Genomic DNA, 17153 nt, shown 5'->3' with positions numbered 1-17153 from the left:
GATGCTGCCAAACCCGCTAAAACTGCTGATGGTCGAGGATAGCTCGCTGGATGCCGAGTTGACCCTCATGCGCCTGGAGCGCAGCGGCCTGCAGTTGCAGTCGCAGCTGGTGTTCGACCATATCGGCGTCGAGCACGCCCTGCGCGAGGCCAGCTTCGACCTGATCCTCTGCGACTGCGTGCTACCGGGTTCCTCCGGTACCGAGGTGCTGGCGATCGCCCAGCGCCTGGCGCCGGACGTACCGTTCATCTTCCTCTCGGGCATCTATGGCGAAGAGCACGCGGTGGAGATGATCCGCCTGGGCGCCACCGACTACCTGCTCAAGAAAAACCTGCCCCTGCTGCCCAAGGCCGTGCGCCGGGCGCTGACCGAGGTCCAGGAACGCCAGCGCCGGCGCCGCGCCGAGGAAGCCCTGGCCGACGTCGAGGCACGCGCACGCATCGCCATCGACGCCGCCGGCATGGGCACCTGGGACTTGCGCCCGGATGAAGGCCTGCTGCTCTGGGACGACCGCTGCAAGAGCCTGTTCGGCTTACCGGTGGACACCGAAATGAGCATGGAGGTGTTCTACGAAGGCATCTACCCCGAAGACCGACCGCGCGTGCGCTATGCGGTGGAGCAAGCCATGCGCCCGGACAGCGATGGCCGCTACTGGGTCGAGTTTCGCATCCAGCCCCAGGGCCGCGAGCCACATTGGCTGCTCAGCAGCGGCCAGAGCCAATTCGTCGACGGCCAGTGCGTGCGGTTCTCCGGCGTGCTCCAGGACATCCACGCGCAGCGCATGGCTACCCAGGCGCTCAAGCAACTCAACGAGATGCTGGGCGAACGGGTCGAGCGCCGCACCCGCGAGCGCGACCGCGCCTGGGAGCTGTCCCAGGACCTGCTGGCCGTGCTCAACAAGGACCTTACCCCGGTCGCCCTGAACCCGGCCTGGGAGGCCAGCCTGGGCTTTTCCCGCGAGCGCCTGAGCCAAACCTCCTTGCTGCAACTGCTGCCGGAAGCTGACCAGGAGGCGCTGCTCACCGAACTCGCCGCCCTCACCCACGGCCGCACCAGCGCCCGCTTCGTCGGCCGCATCCAACATGCCAGTGGCCAACTGCGCTGGCTGTCATGGGCCGTGGTGCCGGAAGACACCCTGCTCTACGTGGTCGCCCGCGACATCACCAGCGAGCGGGAAAACGCCCTGGGCCTGGCCGAAGCCAACAGCCGGTTGCGCGAGCAGATCACCGAACGCGAGCGCATCGAGGCGGCCCTGCAGCAGATGCAGCGCCTGGAAGCCGTCGGCCAGCTCACCGCCGGGGTAGCGCACGACTTCAACAACTTGCTCACGGTTATCCTCACCGGCGCCAGTTTTCTCGAACGCGACCTGGCCAAGGGCAACGTCGACAAAGCCCGAAGCCGCCTGACGCATATCCGCGAAGCCGGCGAACGCGGCGCCAAACTGACCTCGCAATTGCTGTCCTTCTCCCGGCGCCAACGCCTCGAGCCAGTGCCGCTGCACCTCAACCGCACGCTGGCGGGACTCGAGGAACTGCTGCGGCGCACCCTGGGCGGCAATATCTCGGTGCGCCTGGACCTGGACGAAAGCCTGTGGCAAGCGCTGACCGACCCGACCCAGACCGAGATGATCATCCTCAACCTGGCGATCAACGCCCGCGATGCCATGCCCGACGGGGGTCAGCTCACCCTCTCGACGCGCAACACCTGCATCGACAACAGCCCCCAGCGCCCGGAGGACCCGGAACCTGGCGACTACGTGATGCTGAGCATTCGCGACACCGGTTGCGGCATGAGTGAAGAGGTGCTGGCAAAGGTGTTCGAACCCTTCTTCACCACCAAGGACATCGGCAAGGGTTCCGGGCTGGGCCTGGCCCAGGTGTTCGGCTTTGCCAAGCAATCCGGTGGCGGCGTGCGCATCGACACCCAACCCGGGCGGGGCACCCAAGTGGCGGTGTACCTGCCGGCCGTCAAGCACCCGACGGCTTGCGACGCTCCAGCCCCGGTTGCCACGCAGTCGCTCGAAGACAGCGGCGCCGATCGCACCATCCTGTTGGTGGACGACGACCACCTGGTGCGCGACATGCTGGGCGATGTGCTGCGCCAGTTCGGCTACCAGGTACGCCAGGCCCATAGCGGCGAGCAGGCACTGGCATTGCTGGACGACAGCATCGACGTGCTGCTGACCGATTTCGCCATGCCGGAATTCAACGGTGCGCAATTGGCCCTGGCGGCACGCCAGCGCTACCCGCGCCTGCCAGTGGCCTTCCTGACCGGCTACGCCGAGCTGCAGGGTTTGGAGCTGCCGGAGAGCGTGGTGATCCAGAAGCCGGTGCAGGCACAGGAACTGGCGCGGGCGTTGAACGAGCTGTTGCGAGCGCCGTAGTCGTTAGCCGCCCCGCGCCTCCAGGAGGGGGCGGGGCGAGCAACCAATAAAACTGTCGGAAACGCAAAATCCCAGCGCATCGCTGCACTGAAGACGAGAATTTTGAAGAGAAAATGGCAGGGGCGGCTGGATTCGAACCAACGCATGGCAGGATCAAAACCTGCTGCCTTACCGCTTGGCGACGCCCCTGTATCGGATGCAGTGGATACTGCTCTGACAATCCCACATAGCTGACAGCGTGAGGTTGCTGTCGTGGAATGCGCGGCACTTTAACAACATTATTTCGATCTGTGAACCCCCTTCCTGAAAAAAGATTCAATAAAACAGCGAGTTAGTGGTCAGAGCCTGTATCGGGGTGACCACCCGTCGTTTTTCCCCCATGACGCCTCAACACAATCGTAATTGCCCATTCCAATCAGGTAAGCCTGTGCATGCAAGGAGGAAACCCATGCCTGTTTCACACGACCTTTATCAGGACCTGCACTACCCCCGCGAGATCGTTCAGCAACGCCGCCAGCATGACCAGACCCTGGATCGACTGCTGGATGAATACATGGACATCGACAACCAGGTGCTGGCAGCCGAGTCGATCTCAGCGGGCAATTTCGTCGATGAGGACCTGCGCCACCTCAAGGAGCGCCGCCTCACGGTCAAGTTCATGATCGAGCGCCAACTCGAGCGCAAGGCCTGACCTATCTACCCAGGCGATCATCGCCCGGCGTTTTTTGTATTGGTCAAATCGGCCATCCTCGGGCAAGCTGCGCCCTGCCCTGCTATCGCCCGAGGAGGCTACGTCTTGTCCGCCTGGATTTCCAACCCGCTGCGAAAGCGGGGCCAGCGCTCGCGCCCCAACTCATCCCATGACAGTGAACTGCTTGCCTGGTTCGAGGCCAAGGCCGCCAGCCGCGGCTATCAGCTCAGCGATGGCCAGCGCACGGTGATCGCCTGCATGGCCGAGCAACTGGCGCAACTGGCCGATGGGCAGCCACGCAGTTTGTATCTGCACGGTTCGGTGGGCCGCGGCAAGAGCTGGCTGCTCGACGGTTTTTTCCAGGCGGTGCCGGTTCAAGCCAAGCGCCGCCTGCACTTCCACGACTTCTTCGCCCGCCTGCACCAGGGCATGCATCGTCATCGCGCCATGGACGACGCACTGGGCACCACGCTGGACGAGCTGCTCGGCGACTGCCAGGTGCTGTGCTTCGACGAGTTCCATGTGCACGACATCGGCGATGCCATGCTGCTGACGCGCCTGTTCAATGCCTTGTTCGGCCGTGGCGTTTTCCTGCTGGTGACCTCCAACTATGCGCCTGAAGGGCTGTTGCCCAATCCGCTATACCACGAGCGTTTCCTGCCGGTGATCCGCCTGATCAATGGCCGCATGCAAGTACTCGAAGTCGGCGGCGACACCGATTTTCGCAGCCTGCCAGCCAATCGCGAGCACCAGCGCTTCACCCAGGGCCATTACGTGTGGCCGGGCGACGCCGCTCAGCGCCAGGCGCTGCAGGTGCCGGACCAACAGCCGCTGATGCTCGAAATCAACAAACGCGGCCTGCGGGCCCAGGCGTGCGAGGGACGACGGGTGATGTTCGCCTTCGAGGACCTGTGCGAGCAGCCCACGGCGGTGATCGACTACCTGGCGCTGGCCGGGCAGTTCGAGGAGTGGATCATCGATGGGTTGGACGATTTGTCGGAGTGCTCGTTGGCGGCGCAGCAGCGCTTCGTCAACCTGGTGGACGTGCTGTACGACCAGGACCGCCAACTGACCGTGATCGGCCGACGTCCGTTGGAGCAAAGCCTGGGTGGCGCGATTGCCGACCTGATGCGTACGCGCAGCCGGTTGGGACAACTGCACCAGATCGGGCCGGAAAGCTCCGGCGCCTGAACCGGCCTCTTCGCGAGCAAGCTCGCTCCTACAGGTAGGGCAGCGCTATCCCTGTAGGAGCGGGTTCACCCGCGAAGAGGCCAGCGGGGTCTACGAATCACCCCGCCCGAGGCAAATCCGCCAGCACCGCCTCGATTTCCCCCAGCACCGCGGGGTCATCCAGGGTCGATGGCGGCGTGTAGTCCTGCCCATCGGCGATCTTGCGCAACACCGCGCGCAGGATCTTCCCCGAGCGCGTCTTGGGCAGCCGCTTGACCACCCGCACCCGGTTGAAACACGCCAGGGCGCCGATCTCCTCGCGCACGCTGCCCACCAACTCCACCAGCAGCTGCGACTCGGTAATCCCCTCGCCGTCCTTGAGCACCACCAACGCCAGCGGCACCTGCCCCTTGATGTCATCGTGCACGCCAATCACGGCGCACTCGGCAACGCTCGGATGGCGTGCCACGAGGTCCTCCATCTCGCCGGTCGACAAGCGATGCCCGGACACGTTGATCACATCATCGGTGCGCCCCATGATGTAGACGAAACCGTCATCGTCCAGGTAGCCGCCATCACCGGTATGGTAGTAGCCAGGATAGGTCTGCAGATAGGCCTGCAAGTAACGCTCGTGATCGCCCCACAAGGTCTGGCTGCAGCCGGGCGGCAACGGCAAGGCGATCACGATCGAGCCCTGGTGATTGGGCCCGAGCAAGTGACCGTCGTCGTCCAGCACCTGTACGTGATACCCCGGGACGGCCCGGTTGCTCGACCCCGGCCGCGCCGCGCTGCCCTCCAGGCCCACGCAGGGCGCGGTCACCGGCCAGCCGGTCTCGGTCTGCCACCAGTGGTCGTGTACCGGCTTGCCACTCACCCGCTCCAGCCATTCATGAGTGCTGGAATCGAGTTTCTCGCCCGCCAGGAACAGTTGGCGCAACGAACTCAGGTCATGGCGCTGCAGCAACTCGCCCTCGGGGTCTTCCTTGCGGATCGCGCGCATCGCGGTCGGGGCGCAGAACAGGGCGTTCACCCGGTACTGCTCGATCACACGCCAATAGGCCGCCGCGTCCGGCGTGCGGATCGGCTTGCCTTCGTAGAACACCGTGGTGCAGCCGCTCATCAGCGGCCCATAGACGATCAACGAGTGGCCGACGACCCAGCCCACATCGGAGATCCCCCACCACACATCACCCGCCTGCATGCCATAGATATGCTCCATGGCATAGCGCAGCGCCACTGCATTACCGCCGTTCTCGCGCACGATGCCCTTGGGTTTGCCGGTGGTGCCGGAGGTGTACATGATGTACAGCGGGTCGCCCGCCTCCAGCGCCACTGGCTCCACCGGTTCGGCGCCGGCCAGCGCTTGCTGCCAGTCCAGGTCGCGCCCGGGCTGCAACGTCGCGGCAACCTGCGGCCGCTGCAGCACCAGTACATGGCGCGGCTGGTGGCGGGCCAGTTGCAGGGCGCGGTCGACCAGCGGCTTGTATTCGATCACCCGGTCGAACTCCAACCCGCAGGAGGCAGTGAGCAGCAAGGCCGGGCGGGCATCGTCGATGCGCAGGGCCAGTTCATTGGCGGCGAAACCGCCGAACACTACCGAATGCACGGCGCCGATCCGCGCACAGGCGAGCATGGCCATGGCTGCCTCGGGGACCATCGGCATGCAGATGATGACCCCGTCACCCTTGCCCACCCCGAGCCTGCGCAGCAGCCCGGCCAGGCGCGCCACTTCGTCGCGCAGTTGCCGGTAGGTGAACGTACGTTGCGCGCAGGTGACGGGCGAGTCGTAGATCAATGCCAGTTGCTCGCCTCGGCCTTGTTCGATCTGATGATCCAGGGCCAGGTAGCAGCTGTTGAGGCTGCCGTCGGCGAACCAGCGATGGGTGCCATCGGGGTTGGTTTGCAGTGCCTGCGTGGGCGCGCGATACCAGGCCAGATGAGCGGCCTGATCGGCCCAGAAGGCGGCGGGGTCGGCAATGGACTGGGCGTAGCTGTGCTGATAGGTCATGGTGACGAAAACCCGGTACTTGTTGTTATTGAAGGGCGAAACCTGAGTATGGACCCCAGCGCCAGCGCCGCCATGGGACTAAAGTCACAACCGATCTGCAGATTTGCATGGCCACCGAAATGCCCCATAAAGGTGCAAAGCCTCTAGAATAAGCGCCCTTCCCAGCCACAGAGCAGCCCATGGACATCGAACAGGCCCGTACTTTTCTGGAAATCGTGCGTAGCGGCAGCCTGGTGGCCGCCGCCGAGCGCCTTTTCGTGTCGCAGACGGCGATCACCGCGCGGGTGCAGCGCCTGGAACAGCAACTGGGCTGCCAACTGTTCGTGCGCAGCCGCAGCGGCGCCAGCTTGACCAGCGACGGTGAAGCTTTCGTCAGCTACGCCAACCAGCTGGTGCAGACCTGGGAAGCGGCTCGCCGCGACTTGCCCTTGCCCGAAGGTTGCCAGCAGGTACTGCATGTAGGGGGCGAAGTCAGCCTCGGCAATCCGATGCTGCTCGACTGGGTCAGCGCCCTGCACCATGCCCTGCCCAACCACGCTATCCGCAGCGAGGTCAGCGATGGCGACTCGCTGCTGCGCAAGGTGGAAATGGGTCTGCTCGACGCCGCACTGGTGTACCAGCCGACCTACGGGCCTGGCCTGCAGGTGGAGCAATTGATGGAGGAGAAGCTGATCCGCGTACGCCGGGTCGACCGCCCCGACCCGTATATCTATATCGACTGGGGCGAAGCCTTCCGCCGCCAGCACGATGCCGCGCTGCCCGACTGCGCGCGCCCGGCGCTGAGTTTCAATCTCGGCCCGCTGGCCTTGCAGTTCATTCTCGACCAGGGCGGTAGCGGCTACTTTCGCACCCGGGTGGTCCAGGCGTACCTGGACAGCGGCGTGTTCGAGCGGGTGCCAGAGGCGCCGGAGTTCACCTATCCGACGTTTCTCGTCTACCCGCGCAAGCGCGACAGCGAAGCCCTGCAGCAGGCATTCGCGGTGCTGCGCCGGTTGGTGTCGGACGGCGCCAGCGATTGGTCACAACGCTGGGACCCGCTGATCTGACACTCGCTCGGCGGCGCTGAGCAACTGGCGCTTGAGCCCGGCGATGAGGTCGGTCTGGGTAATGACCCCGACCAACTGAGTGCCCTCGAGCACCGGCAGGCAATGCAGGCCTTGCTCGCACAGCAATGGCAGCAGGCGCTCCAGCGGGTGTTGGCTGCTGACGCTGATGACGTGCGTGGTCATCACCTCGGCCATGCGCACCTTCTTGCGCCCGAACAAGCCCCGACGCTGGCGCATCGCCGGCCCGACCAGGTCGCTGAGGCTGACCATTCCGACCAGCTCGCCCTGCTGCAACACCGGCAGGGTTTTCAGGTGATGGCTGTCGAGCATTTTCCAGGCCTGTTCCAGGGTGGTGTCCGGCGCGGCGAACTGCACGTCGCGGGACATCACCGAGGCTGCCGTGACGCCGCCGAGACTACGCTGTAACGCATGCTGCTCGGTGGCCAGGATGATGCGCTCCAGTTCGTCGCGGGTGACATCGACGAATTCGCCGATTTCCGCGAGGGCGAAGTCCAGGTCGGCAGCATTGACGCCCACCCGCTCGCCGGGCAGCGGGTCATGGGTGTGGTGCAGGTCCTTGCGCGGCGCGGCCGCCTTGGGATAGCGCACGCCGGTGAGGCGGTTGTAGACCACTGCAACCGCGACCAGGATCAGGGCGTTGAGCAGCACCGGCTCGATCAGGTGATCGCCCAGCGCGGTGAGCCCAGGGTCTGCCAGTACCGCACTGACCGCGACGCCACCACCCGGCGGGTGCAGACAGCGCAGCAGGCACATCACCAGGACGGCGATGCCCAGGGCCGCAGCGGCGACCCATAGCCCAGGGCCGAACCCCTGGCGCATCGCCAAGCCCACCAGGCAGGACAGGCCATAGCTGCCGAGCACCGGCCACGGCTGGGCCAACGGCCCGGAATGCACGGCGAACACCAGCACTGCGGACGCCGCCAACGGACCCAGCAAGTGCAAGGCGATGCCGGGCCCATAGGCCATGCTGGTCAACCAGCCGGCCAGGAACAAACCCAGCAGCGCGCCAATACCGGCACGCAGCCATTGTTTGGGAGGGATGTTGAGTGGCGCCGGCAGCAGCCGCTGCAGACGACTTTCGGAACGCGAGGCAGACATTGGAATATTCGGACTACGTAGTTTTTCTGTTATTAAAAAGAAAGCCCAGCCGAGCCGGCCTGGGCCTCGTATTGCCGAGGCAATAGCGCAAGGGGCTCCGTCCGTGGAGAAGATGGAAACCGGGAACGTTTCGCGAAGGGATTGTGCCGGGTAGGCGAGATGGCGGCTAATTCAAAAAAATGCGTTTGAAGTGCAATTTTTTTGCAGTACGGCCCCTGCAGAGCAGCTCAACGGCCCTTGCGCGGCAGGTCGATGCTCACCCGCAAACCGCCCATGGGGCTTTCCAGCAACGCCAGGCGCCCGCCCCAGGCCTCGACGATGTCGCGCACGATACCCAGGCCCAGGCCATGCCCATCGACCTGTTCATCCAGCCGCGAACCCCGCTCCAGCACCTGCGTGCGCTGCCCTGCGGGAATACCGGGGCCATCGTCGTCGACCCACACCTGGTAGCCATCGGCGCTCGGCGCAATGCCCAGGCGCACCTCGCTGTCGGCCCATTTGCAGGCGTTGTCCAGCAGGTTGCCGAGCAGCTCGAGCAGGTCTTCGCGGTCCCAGGGCAACAACAGGCCCGGCGGCACGTCGCGCTCGAGCAGCAGGCCTTCGCCATGGATCATACCCAGCGTGGCGAGCAACCCCGGCAGCTCGGCATCGCAGTCGAATTGCGCGCCCGGCAAGGCATCGCCGGCCAGGCGCGCGCGATTCAACTCGCGGGCCAGACGCTGCTGGATCTGCTCCAACTGCTCGCGCATCTGTGCGCGTACCTCGGGCAGGCCCTTCAGGCGCTCGCTCGCGGCGAGGCTGAGGAGCACCGCCAAGGGTGTCTTCAGCGCGTGTCCCAGGTTGCCCAAGGCGTTGCGCGAACGGCGCAGGCTGTCCTCGGTATGGCTTAGCAGGTGGTTGATCTGATCGACCAGCGGCGCCAGTTCGATGGGCACCTGGGCATCGAGCTGCGAGCGCTGCCCCTGCTGCAACTGGGCGATCTGCTGGCGCGCACGCTCCAGCGGGCGCAACGAGCGGGTGACGGTGATGCGCTGCAGCACCAGGATCACCAGCAGCGCCACCAGGCCCATGCCCAGGCCGAATTGCTGCAGACGCCGGAAGCCCTCGCGTACTGGCGAATAGTCTTGCGCCACACTGATCGAGATGTCCTGCCCCAGGCGACGGTAATCGGCGCGCAGGGCCAGCAGTTGCTGCCCCTCGGGGCCCAGTTCGTGGCTATCGGAAAGCCCCGGCGCGGCCGGCTTGGGCATGTCCAGGTCCCACAACGAACGTGAACGCCAGGTGCCTTGGTCAAAATCGATGCGAAAGTAATAACCGGAGAACGGTCGTTGATAGGCCGCGGAAATGCGCCGCTCATCGAGCTGCAAGCCGTTGGGCCCGCGCACCAGCGCCACCAGCAGGTTTTCGGTTTCGTTGCGCAGGCCGTTTTCCAGGTAACGTTGCAGGCCGGCCTCGAACAGCCACAAGGTGAGCTGCGCTAGCACCACGCCCACCACCACCAGCACGGCGACCAGGCCCAGGCTCAGGCGTGCCTGGATCGATTTCACCCGGCGTCACCGGCGTAGATGTAGCCCTGCCCGCGGCGGGTCTCGATCACGCTGCGACCGAGCTTGCGACGCAGGTGGTTGACGTGCACCTCGAGCACATTGGAATCGCGCTCGGTTTCGCCGTCGTACAAGTGCTCGGCCAGGTGGCTCTTGGAGAGGATCTGCTGCGGGTGCAGCATGAAGTAGCGCAGCAGGCGGAACTCAGCGGCTGTCAGCTGGATATCGACCCCGTCGCGGAGCACGCACTGGCGGCTCTCGTCCAGTTGCAGGCCAGCGGCTTCCAAGGTGGGCTGATTGGCCAGGCCCCGGGCGCGGCGCAGCAGGGCCTGGATGCGCAGCTGCAATTCCTCGGGATGGAACGGCTTGCTCAGGTAGTCGTCGGCCCCGGCCTTCAACCCTTCGATACGCTCGGCCCAGGAGCCGCGCGCTGTAAGAATCAGCACCGGCGTGGCCATCCCGCCGGCACGCCACTGCGCCAGCACTTCCAACCCCGGCAACCCCGGCAGACCGAGGTCGAGGATGATCAGGTCGTAAGGCTCGCTCTGGCCCTGGAACACCGCATCGCGGCCATCGGCCAGCCAATCCACGGCATAGCCCTGGCGTTGCAGGCTGGTGGTCAGTTCGTCGGCCAGGGGCACGTTATCCTCGACAAGCAACAGGCGCATGTCAGTCGTCTTCCTCGTCTTTGAGCAGGGCGCCGGTACTGGCGTCGAGCTTGATTTCACGCACCACCCCCTGCGGGGTCAGCAGCTCGACCTCGTATTCGTAGCGGTCGTCGTCCTCTTCCAGCTCGGCCTCCAGCAAACGCGCCCCGGGGTGACGCCCCAGGGCGGTTTCGAGCAGCTGCTCCAGCGGCAGGATGATGCCTTGCTGACGCAGCTTCAGCGCCTCGTCCTGATCCAGGTCGCGGGCCATGGCCAGGGAACAGACGGCCAGCAGCGAAAGCGCCAGGTATCGCGCTGGCCGAGCCAAATGGATCATCAGTTGTCTCGTTCGTCCTTCAGCACTTCGCCGGTCTTGGCATCCAGGTCCACGTCCCACTCGACGTTTTGCGTATCACGCAGTTCGACCTTGTAGATGTAGCGGCCGTACTCGTTTTCCAGTTCCGAGTCGGTGACGGTCGCGCCTGGGTGCTTGGCTACGGCTGCGGCCTTGAGCTCATCCAGGGACTTGATGGTCTTGGCGTTGACCAGCTTCACCACTTCGTCAGGCTGTACGTCTTTGGCGAAAGCCGCATTGGCACCCAGGGTAAGAGCAGCGGCAGTGAACAGGGCAGTCAAAGTTTTCATCGGTGTTTCTCCTTGGGAGATGTTCAAGTTGTCTACGGGGTTAAGATTACCCAGCGGTCCTTAATTCAACCTGAAAAGCGCTGGCGGCATGATAGCGCAGCTTCGCGCCGTGGCGCGCATGGCAGGCAGACGCCGTCGGACAGCTGCATGAACGGCTGCAGCCTTGTAGCGGCCATGCTGGTAGACTGCGCGCATTCATCGATTCACACAGAGTTAGAACAGCGTGGAAATTTTTAAAGAGTTCACTTTCGAATCGGCGCACCGCCTGCCCCATGTCCCGGCCGGCCACAAGTGCGGTCGCCTGCACGGCCATTCGTTCAAGGTCGGCCTGCACCTGACCGGCCCGCTCGACCCGCACACCGGCTGGATCCGTGACTTCGCCGAGATCAAGGCGATCTTCAAGCCGATCTACGAGCAACTGGATCACAACTACCTGAACGACATCCCTGGCCTGGAAAACCCCACCAGTGAAGTGATCGCCAAGTGGATCTGGGATCAGGTCAAGCCGCTGCTGCCTGAACTGAGCAAAGTGCGGATTCATGAAACCTGCACCAGCGGCTGCGAATATTCCGGCGATTGATCCGCCTCTCCAGGCCCTCCCCGGGCCTGGGAATTTCGCTTTGCCGGCAGGGGTGTAGAAAAAACGCTCACTCCATGGCGGCGCGCAGGAACGCAGGGGCGATGTAACGCTCGTAGTGCGCCTCGGACAGCAGGAAGAACTCGCGATCGATGGCATCGCGCAGCTGTGGCAACTCCCACTCGCGAAATTCCGGCAGCAGGGCCATGCCATAGGCTTCCAGGTCACGGATCATCCGCGCACCGCGGGCGATCAACTGATAAGCCCAGCAATACTCCGACTGCTGCTCGACGAAACGGATCGAGCGTTGCTGCAATTGCTGGCGCAGCAAGTGCTTATCGAACACTTCCAGCTTGGCCATCATCACCTGCGCCAGCAATTGCTCCAGCCGCAGCCAGACCGCGCGCTTTTGCTGCTCGTCATAGCCGTTCCACTGGATCACCTCGTGGTGGAAACGCTTGCAGCCACGGCACACCGTGTCCCCATACACTGTGGAACAGAGGCCGACGCAAGGGGTCTTGATGGACTGGTTGGACATTGGAAAACAACGGCTTGGCGGTGGAACACAGCCCCATGTTAGCCCTTTGTCTAACCAGGGTCACCCGTTAAAGTCACAATCGCCGCCTTACCTTCGGCCGTTTTTTGCCGTAGAATCATCCCGCCTTTTCAAGGCAACAATGTCCGTTGGAAGCTGTTTTCAAAGCGTCACGAGCACAGTTCATCCGGTAGAACGGCGTTGGCCCGGGCCATGCACCCCTCGCATGCCCGCGCCAGCCCTCATCAGCTCCCGTTCTGCAGGCGTAAAACTTTGAAAGCAGCTTCTGTAAGGATTCTCTGCGACCCTGGCTGGACGGCCCAAGAAGCCGTAGACCCGCGCATGGGTGCATTGAATGCTGGATGAGCGTCCCGGACACCCTATTTGGGACCACTGATGAGGGTAATAACTGTGCTTGAAGCCTACCGCAAACACATCGAAGAGCGTGCCGCCCTGGGTATCGTGCCCCAGCCGCTGAACGCCGAACAAACTGCAGGCCTGGTCGAGCTGCTGAAGAACCCGCCAGCTGGCGAAGAAGCCTTCCTCGTAGACCTGATCACCAACCGCGTTCCGCCAGGAGTGGACGAAGCCGCCTACGTCAAGGCCGCTTTCCTCTCCGCCGTGGCCAAGGGCGAAGCCACCTCGCCACTGATCGATCGCAAGCACGCCACCGAACTGCTGGGCACCATGCAGGGCGGCTACAACATCGAGACGCTGGTCGCGCTGCTGGACGACGCCGAACTGGGCGCCGTCGCGGCCGAACAGCTCAAGCACACCCTGCTGATGTTCGACGCCTTCCACGACGTGGCCGAAAAAGCCAAGGCTGGCAATGCCCACGCCAAGGCCGTGCTGGAATCCTGGGCTGCCGGCGAGTGGTTCACCGCCCGCCCGGCCATCGCCGAGAAGTACACCCTGACCGTGTTCAAGGTGCCTGGCGAAACCAACACCGACGACCTGTCGCCTGCTCCGGACGCCTGGTCGCGCCCTGACATCCCGCTGCACGCCCTGGCCATGCTGAAAATGGCCCGTGACGGCATCGAGCCGCAGCAACCAGGTTCGGTCGGCCCGCTGGCCCAGATCGAAGCGGTCAAGGCCAAGGGCTTCCCAGTCGCCTACGTCGGTGACGTGGTCGGTACCGGTTCCTCGCGTAAATCCGCCACCAACTCGGTGCTGTGGTTCTTCGGCGACGACATCCCGTACGTGCCGAACAAGCGCGCCGGTGGTTTCTGCTTCGGCACCAAGATCGCCCCGATCTTCTACAACACCATGGAAGACGCCGGCGCCCTGCCGATCGAGTTCGACTGCACCAACCTGGCCATGGGCGACGTCATCGACGTCTACCCGTACAAAGGCGAAGTCCGCCGTCACGGCAGCGACGAACTGGTCACCAACTTCGAGCTGAAAACCGAAGTACTGCTCGATGAAGTCCGCGCTGGCGGCCGTATCCCGCTGATCGTCGGCCGTGGCCTGACCGAAAAAGCCCGTGCCGAGCTGGGCCTGGGTGCCTCCGACCTGTTCAAGAAGCCAGAGCAGCCTGCCGATTCCGGCAAGGGCTTCACCCTGGCGCAGAAGATGGTCGGCCGTGCCTGCGGTCTGCCGGAAGGCCAGGGCGTGCGCCCAGGTGCCTACTGCGAGCCGAAGATGACCACCGTCGGTTCCCAGGACACCACTGGCCCGATGACCCGCGACGAGCTGAAAGACCTGGCGTGCCTGGGCTTCTCCGCCGACCTGGTGATGCAGTCGTTCTGCCACACCGCGGCCTATCCGAAGCCGATCGACGTCACCACCCACCACACCCTGCCAGACTTCATCCGCACCCGTGGCGGCGTGTCGCTGCGCCCAGGCGACGGCATCATCCACAGCTGGCTGAACCGCATGCTGATGCCTGACACCGTCGGTACCGGTGGCGACTCGCACACCCGCTTCCCGATCGGCATCTCGTTCCCGGCCGGTTCCGGCCTGGTCGCCTTCGCCGCTGCCACCGGCGTCATGCCGCTGGACATGCCGGAGTCGATCCTGGTTCGCTTCAAGGGCAAGCTGCAACCTGGTATCACCCTGCGTGACCTGGTCCACGCCATCCCTTACTACGCCATCCAGAAAGGCCTGCTGACCGTCGAGAAGAAAGGCAAGAAGAACGCCTTCTCCGGCCGCATCCTGGAAATCGAAGGCCTCAACGACCTGACCGTCGAGCAAGCCTTCGAGCTGTCCGACGCCTCGGCCGAGCGCTCCGCTGCCGGTTGCACCATCAAGCTGCCAGAGAAGGCCATCGCCGAGTACCTGCAGTCCAACATCACCCTGCTGCGCTGGATGATCGGCGAAGGCTACGGCGATGCCCGCACCCTGGAGCGCCGCGCCCAGGCCATGGAAGCCTGGCTGGCCAAGCCTGAGCTGCTGTCGGCCGACGCTGACGCCGAGTACGCCGAGATCATCGAAATCGACCTCGCCGACGTCAAGGAGCCTGTGCTCTGCGCGCCGAACGACCCGGACGATGCCCGCCTGCTGTCCTCGGTACAGGGCGAGAAGATCGACGAAGTGTTCATCGGTTCGTGCATGACCAACATCGGTCACTTCCGCGCTGCCGGCAAGCTGCTGGACAAGGTCAAGGGTGGTATCCCGACCCGTCTGTGGCTGGCCCCGCCAACCAAGATGGATGCCCACCAGCTGACCGAAGAAGGCTACTACGGCATCTACGGCAAGGCCGGTGCGCGCATGGAAATGCCAGGCTGCTCGCTGTGCATGGGTAACCAAGCACGCGTGCAGACCGGTTCGACCGTGGTTTCCACCTCGACCCGTAACTTCCCGAACCGTCTGGGCGACGCGACCAACGTGTACCTGGCATCGGCCGAACTGGCCGCTGTCGCTTCGATCATCGGCAAGCTGCCGACCGTCGAAGAGTACATGCAGTACGCCAAGGACATCGACAGCATGGCTGCCGACGTCTACCGCTACCTGAGCTTCGACCAGATCGCCGAGTTCCGTGAAGCGGCGGCCAACGCCCAGATCCCGGTAGTTCAGGCGTAAGTTGAGTTGTAGGTGTGTAAAAGAAAGCCCCGGCAGCGATGCCGGGGCTTTTTTGTGTGTCTGTGCCGGCCCTTTCGCGGGTAAACCCGCTCCTACAGGTACATCACCGTCCCTGTAGGAGCGGGTTTACCCGCGAAAGGGCCGGCACAGACGACCTCAGATCACGAACAAATCCACAAACCTGTGCACCGCCGTACCTTCCAGCCGCTGCTGGTCCTTGCACAACCCAAGGATCTGCTCACACCGCTGCCGGGCAAACCGGGTCGCCAGGTTCTCCCTGAACTTCGCCTCCAGCAAGGGTATGCCCTCCCCCCGCCGTCTACGGTGCCCGATCGGGTACTCCACCAGTACCTGCTGGGTACTGCTGCCGTCCTTGAAGAATACCTGTACGGCATTGGCGATCGAGCGCTTGTCTGGCTCGAGGTACTCCCGGCTGAAACGCGGCGCCTCGACCACCTCCATCTTCTCGCGCAGGCGATCGATGCTTGGATGAGCCGCATGAAAGGCATCTTCATAGTGCTCGGCCACCAGCTGACCGAAGATCAGCGGCACCGCCACCATGTACTGCAGGCAGTGGTCGCGGTCGGCGGCGTTGGCCAGCGGACCGACCTTGGAGATGATGCGGATTGCCGACTCTTGGGTAGTGATGACGATGCGGTCGACCTCATGCAGCCGGTTGCGCACCTGCGGGTGCAGGATCACAGCCGCCTCGCAGGCGGTCTGGGCATGGAACTCGGCCGGGAAGCTGATCTTGAAGAGGATGTTTTCCATCACGTAGCTGCCCAGCGACTGCGGCAGGCTCAGCTCACGCTGACCGACGGGCTTGAGCGCCAGTTGTTTGTTGGTGTGGCTGAACGACACGTCATGAAAGCCCCACTGTGGCGCCGTCAGCACACTCGGCACGCCCATCTCGCCGCGCAGGGCAATATCGGCCAGGCGCACACCGCGACTGGAGGCATCGCCAGCGGCCCAGGACTTTCGCGAGCCGGCATTGGGGGCATGGCGATAGGTGCGCAGCGCCTGGCCGTCGACGAAGGCATGGGACAATGCCGACAGCATCTGTTCGCGATTGGCACCGAGCAACCGGGCGCATACCGCCGTAGACGCCACCTTGACCAACAGCACATGGTCCAGGCCAACTCGATTGAATGAATTTTCCAGCGCCAGCACACCCTGGATCTCGTGGGCCATGACCATGCAATCGAGCACTTCACGCATGAGCAGCGCCGCCTCGCCGCTGGCTACGCGCTTTTGTGACAGATGATCGGCCACGGCCAGGATGCCACCGAGGTTGTCCGAAGGGTGGCCCCACTCGGCGGCCAACCAGGTGTCGTTGTAATCCAGCCAGCGTACGCTGCAGCCAATGTCCCAGGCAGCCTTGACCGGGTCGAGCCGGTAGGCGGTACCGGGCACGCGGGCACCATTGGGCACCACGGTGCCTTCCACCAGTGGGCCGAGGTGCTTGGTGCATTCGGGAAAGCGCAGGGCCAGCAGGGCGCAGCCGAGACTGTCCATCAGACAGTTGCGTGCAGTATCCAGGGCCTCGGGGGAATCGACCCGATAATCCAGAGCGTAGTCGGCGAGCGTTTGCAGCAGCCGGTCGTAGTCCGGGCGATCGTTCAGGTCCACATTGGCACTCATGGCCAGCTCCTGTGCATGGGGGCTGCTTTGCAGCCCATCGGCGGCAAGCCGGCTCCTACTTGGATCGCGGGGTTCCTGTAGGAGCCGGCTTGCCGGCGAAGGGCCACAAAGCGGCCCAATCAGTTC

The 17153-nt window shown here is 64.2% G+C and carries 14 protein-coding genes and 1 tRNA gene; 6 read left to right on the top strand and 9 right to left on the bottom strand.

Features of this window, described 5'->3' with window-relative positions; all coding sequences use genetic code 11:
• Position 1: 1 nt before the first annotated feature.
• Positions 2-2383: a hybrid sensor histidine kinase/response regulator gene (locus tag E6B08_RS09925; RefSeq protein ID WP_136913841.1), complete on the top strand. Its 2382-nt coding sequence runs from the start codon at positions 2-4 to the stop codon at positions 2381-2383.
• A gap of 114 nt (positions 2384-2497) precedes the next feature.
• On the opposite strand, the gene E6B08_RS09920 is transcribed toward E6B08_RS09925, so the two are convergent.
• Positions 2498-2572: transfer RNA gene (locus tag E6B08_RS09920), tRNA-Gln, on the bottom strand.
• Positions 2573-2831: 259 nt separating this feature from the next.
• Between E6B08_RS09920 and E6B08_RS09915 the strand changes: the two genes are divergently transcribed.
• Positions 2832-3074, top strand: coding sequence for a hypothetical protein (locus E6B08_RS09915; protein WP_136913840.1), 243 nt, complete (start codon positions 2832-2834; stop codon positions 3072-3074).
• 105 nt (positions 3075-3179) lie between these two features.
• Positions 3180-4265, top strand: a complete 1086-nt coding sequence (gene zapE / locus E6B08_RS09910; protein ID WP_136913839.1) for a cell division protein ZapE — start codon at positions 3180-3182, stop codon at positions 4263-4265.
• Between the two features lie 97 nt (positions 4266-4362).
• Here zapE and E6B08_RS09905 read toward each other — a convergent pair whose 3' ends face one another.
• A complete protein-coding gene (locus E6B08_RS09905) occupies positions 4363-6252 on the bottom strand; it encodes a propionyl-CoA synthetase (RefSeq protein WP_136913838.1) in 1890 nt (629 codons plus the stop codon).
• Between the two features lie 179 nt (positions 6253-6431).
• On the opposite strand from E6B08_RS09905, the gene E6B08_RS09900 reads away from it, so the two are divergent.
• Positions 6432-7298: a LysR family transcriptional regulator gene (locus tag E6B08_RS09900; RefSeq protein WP_136913837.1), complete on the top strand. Its 867-nt coding sequence runs from the start codon at positions 6432-6434 to the stop codon at positions 7296-7298.
• Here the strand turns inward: E6B08_RS09900 and E6B08_RS09895 are convergent.
• The 5 genes from E6B08_RS09895 to E6B08_RS09875 all read right to left on the bottom strand — a co-directional run bounded on the left by E6B08_RS09895 (position 7272) and on the right by E6B08_RS09875 (position 11253).
• Entirely contained in the window at positions 7272-8417 is a 1146-nt protein-coding gene (locus tag E6B08_RS09895) for an HPP family protein (RefSeq protein WP_136913836.1), read from the bottom strand. The genes E6B08_RS09900 and E6B08_RS09895 overlap by 27 nt on opposite strands.
• Positions 8418-8644: 227 nt before the next feature.
• A complete protein-coding gene (locus E6B08_RS09890) occupies positions 8645-9964 on the bottom strand; it encodes a sensor histidine kinase (RefSeq protein ID WP_136913835.1) in 1320 nt (439 codons plus the stop codon).
• Positions 9961-10629 (bottom strand): response regulator transcription factor, encoded by a 669-nt coding sequence (locus E6B08_RS09885; RefSeq protein WP_136913834.1) that lies wholly within the window; start codon positions 10627-10629, stop codon positions 9961-9963. Before E6B08_RS09885 ends, E6B08_RS09890 begins: the two co-directional genes overlap by 4 nt.
• Before the next feature lies 1 nt (position 10630).
• Positions 10631-10945, bottom strand: coding sequence for a PepSY domain-containing protein (locus E6B08_RS09880; protein WP_136913833.1), 315 nt, complete (start codon positions 10943-10945; stop codon positions 10631-10633).
• Positions 10945-11253 carry a PepSY domain-containing protein gene (locus E6B08_RS09875; protein WP_136913832.1) on the bottom strand — a complete coding sequence of 103 codons (309 nt, stop codon included), beginning with the start codon at positions 11251-11253 and terminating at the stop codon, positions 10945-10947. Before E6B08_RS09875 ends, E6B08_RS09880 begins: the two co-directional genes overlap by 1 nt.
• 223 nt (positions 11254-11476) lie before the next feature.
• Between E6B08_RS09875 and queD the strand changes: the two genes are divergently transcribed.
• The gene (queD, locus tag E6B08_RS09870) at positions 11477-11833 is read left to right on the top strand and encodes a 6-carboxytetrahydropterin synthase QueD (protein WP_025338446.1); all 357 of its coding nucleotides are present in this window, start codon (positions 11477-11479) and stop codon (positions 11831-11833) included.
• Positions 11834-11900: 67 nt separating this feature from the next.
• Here the strand turns inward: queD and E6B08_RS09865 are convergent, their stop codons facing one another.
• On the bottom strand, positions 11901-12368 hold the full coding sequence (locus tag E6B08_RS09865; RefSeq protein ID WP_136913831.1) for a DUF1289 domain-containing protein: 468 nt from the start codon (positions 12366-12368) through the stop codon (positions 11901-11903).
• A gap of 408 nt (positions 12369-12776) precedes the next feature.
• Between E6B08_RS09865 and acnB the strand changes: the two genes are divergently transcribed.
• Positions 12777-15386, top strand: coding sequence for a bifunctional aconitate hydratase 2/2-methylisocitrate dehydratase (acnB, locus tag E6B08_RS09860; protein WP_136917366.1), 2610 nt, complete (start codon positions 12777-12779; stop codon positions 15384-15386).
• Positions 15387-15542: 156 nt separating this feature from the next.
• Here the strand turns inward: acnB and prpD are convergent, their stop codons facing one another.
• A complete protein-coding gene (gene prpD, locus E6B08_RS09855; RefSeq protein WP_136913830.1) occupies positions 15543-17027 on the bottom strand; it encodes a 2-methylcitrate dehydratase in 1485 nt (494 codons plus the stop codon).
• Positions 17028-17153: the final 126 nt, after the last annotated feature.

The sequence above is a fragment of the Pseudomonas putida genome, from assembly GCF_005080685.1.
In the GTDB taxonomy this organism is placed as follows: domain Bacteria; phylum Pseudomonadota; class Gammaproteobacteria; order Pseudomonadales; family Pseudomonadaceae; genus Aquipseudomonas; species Aquipseudomonas putida_V.
The sequence above is the reverse complement of the archived record's forward strand: the minus strand, read 5'-3'. Positions and strand labels throughout refer to the sequence as shown.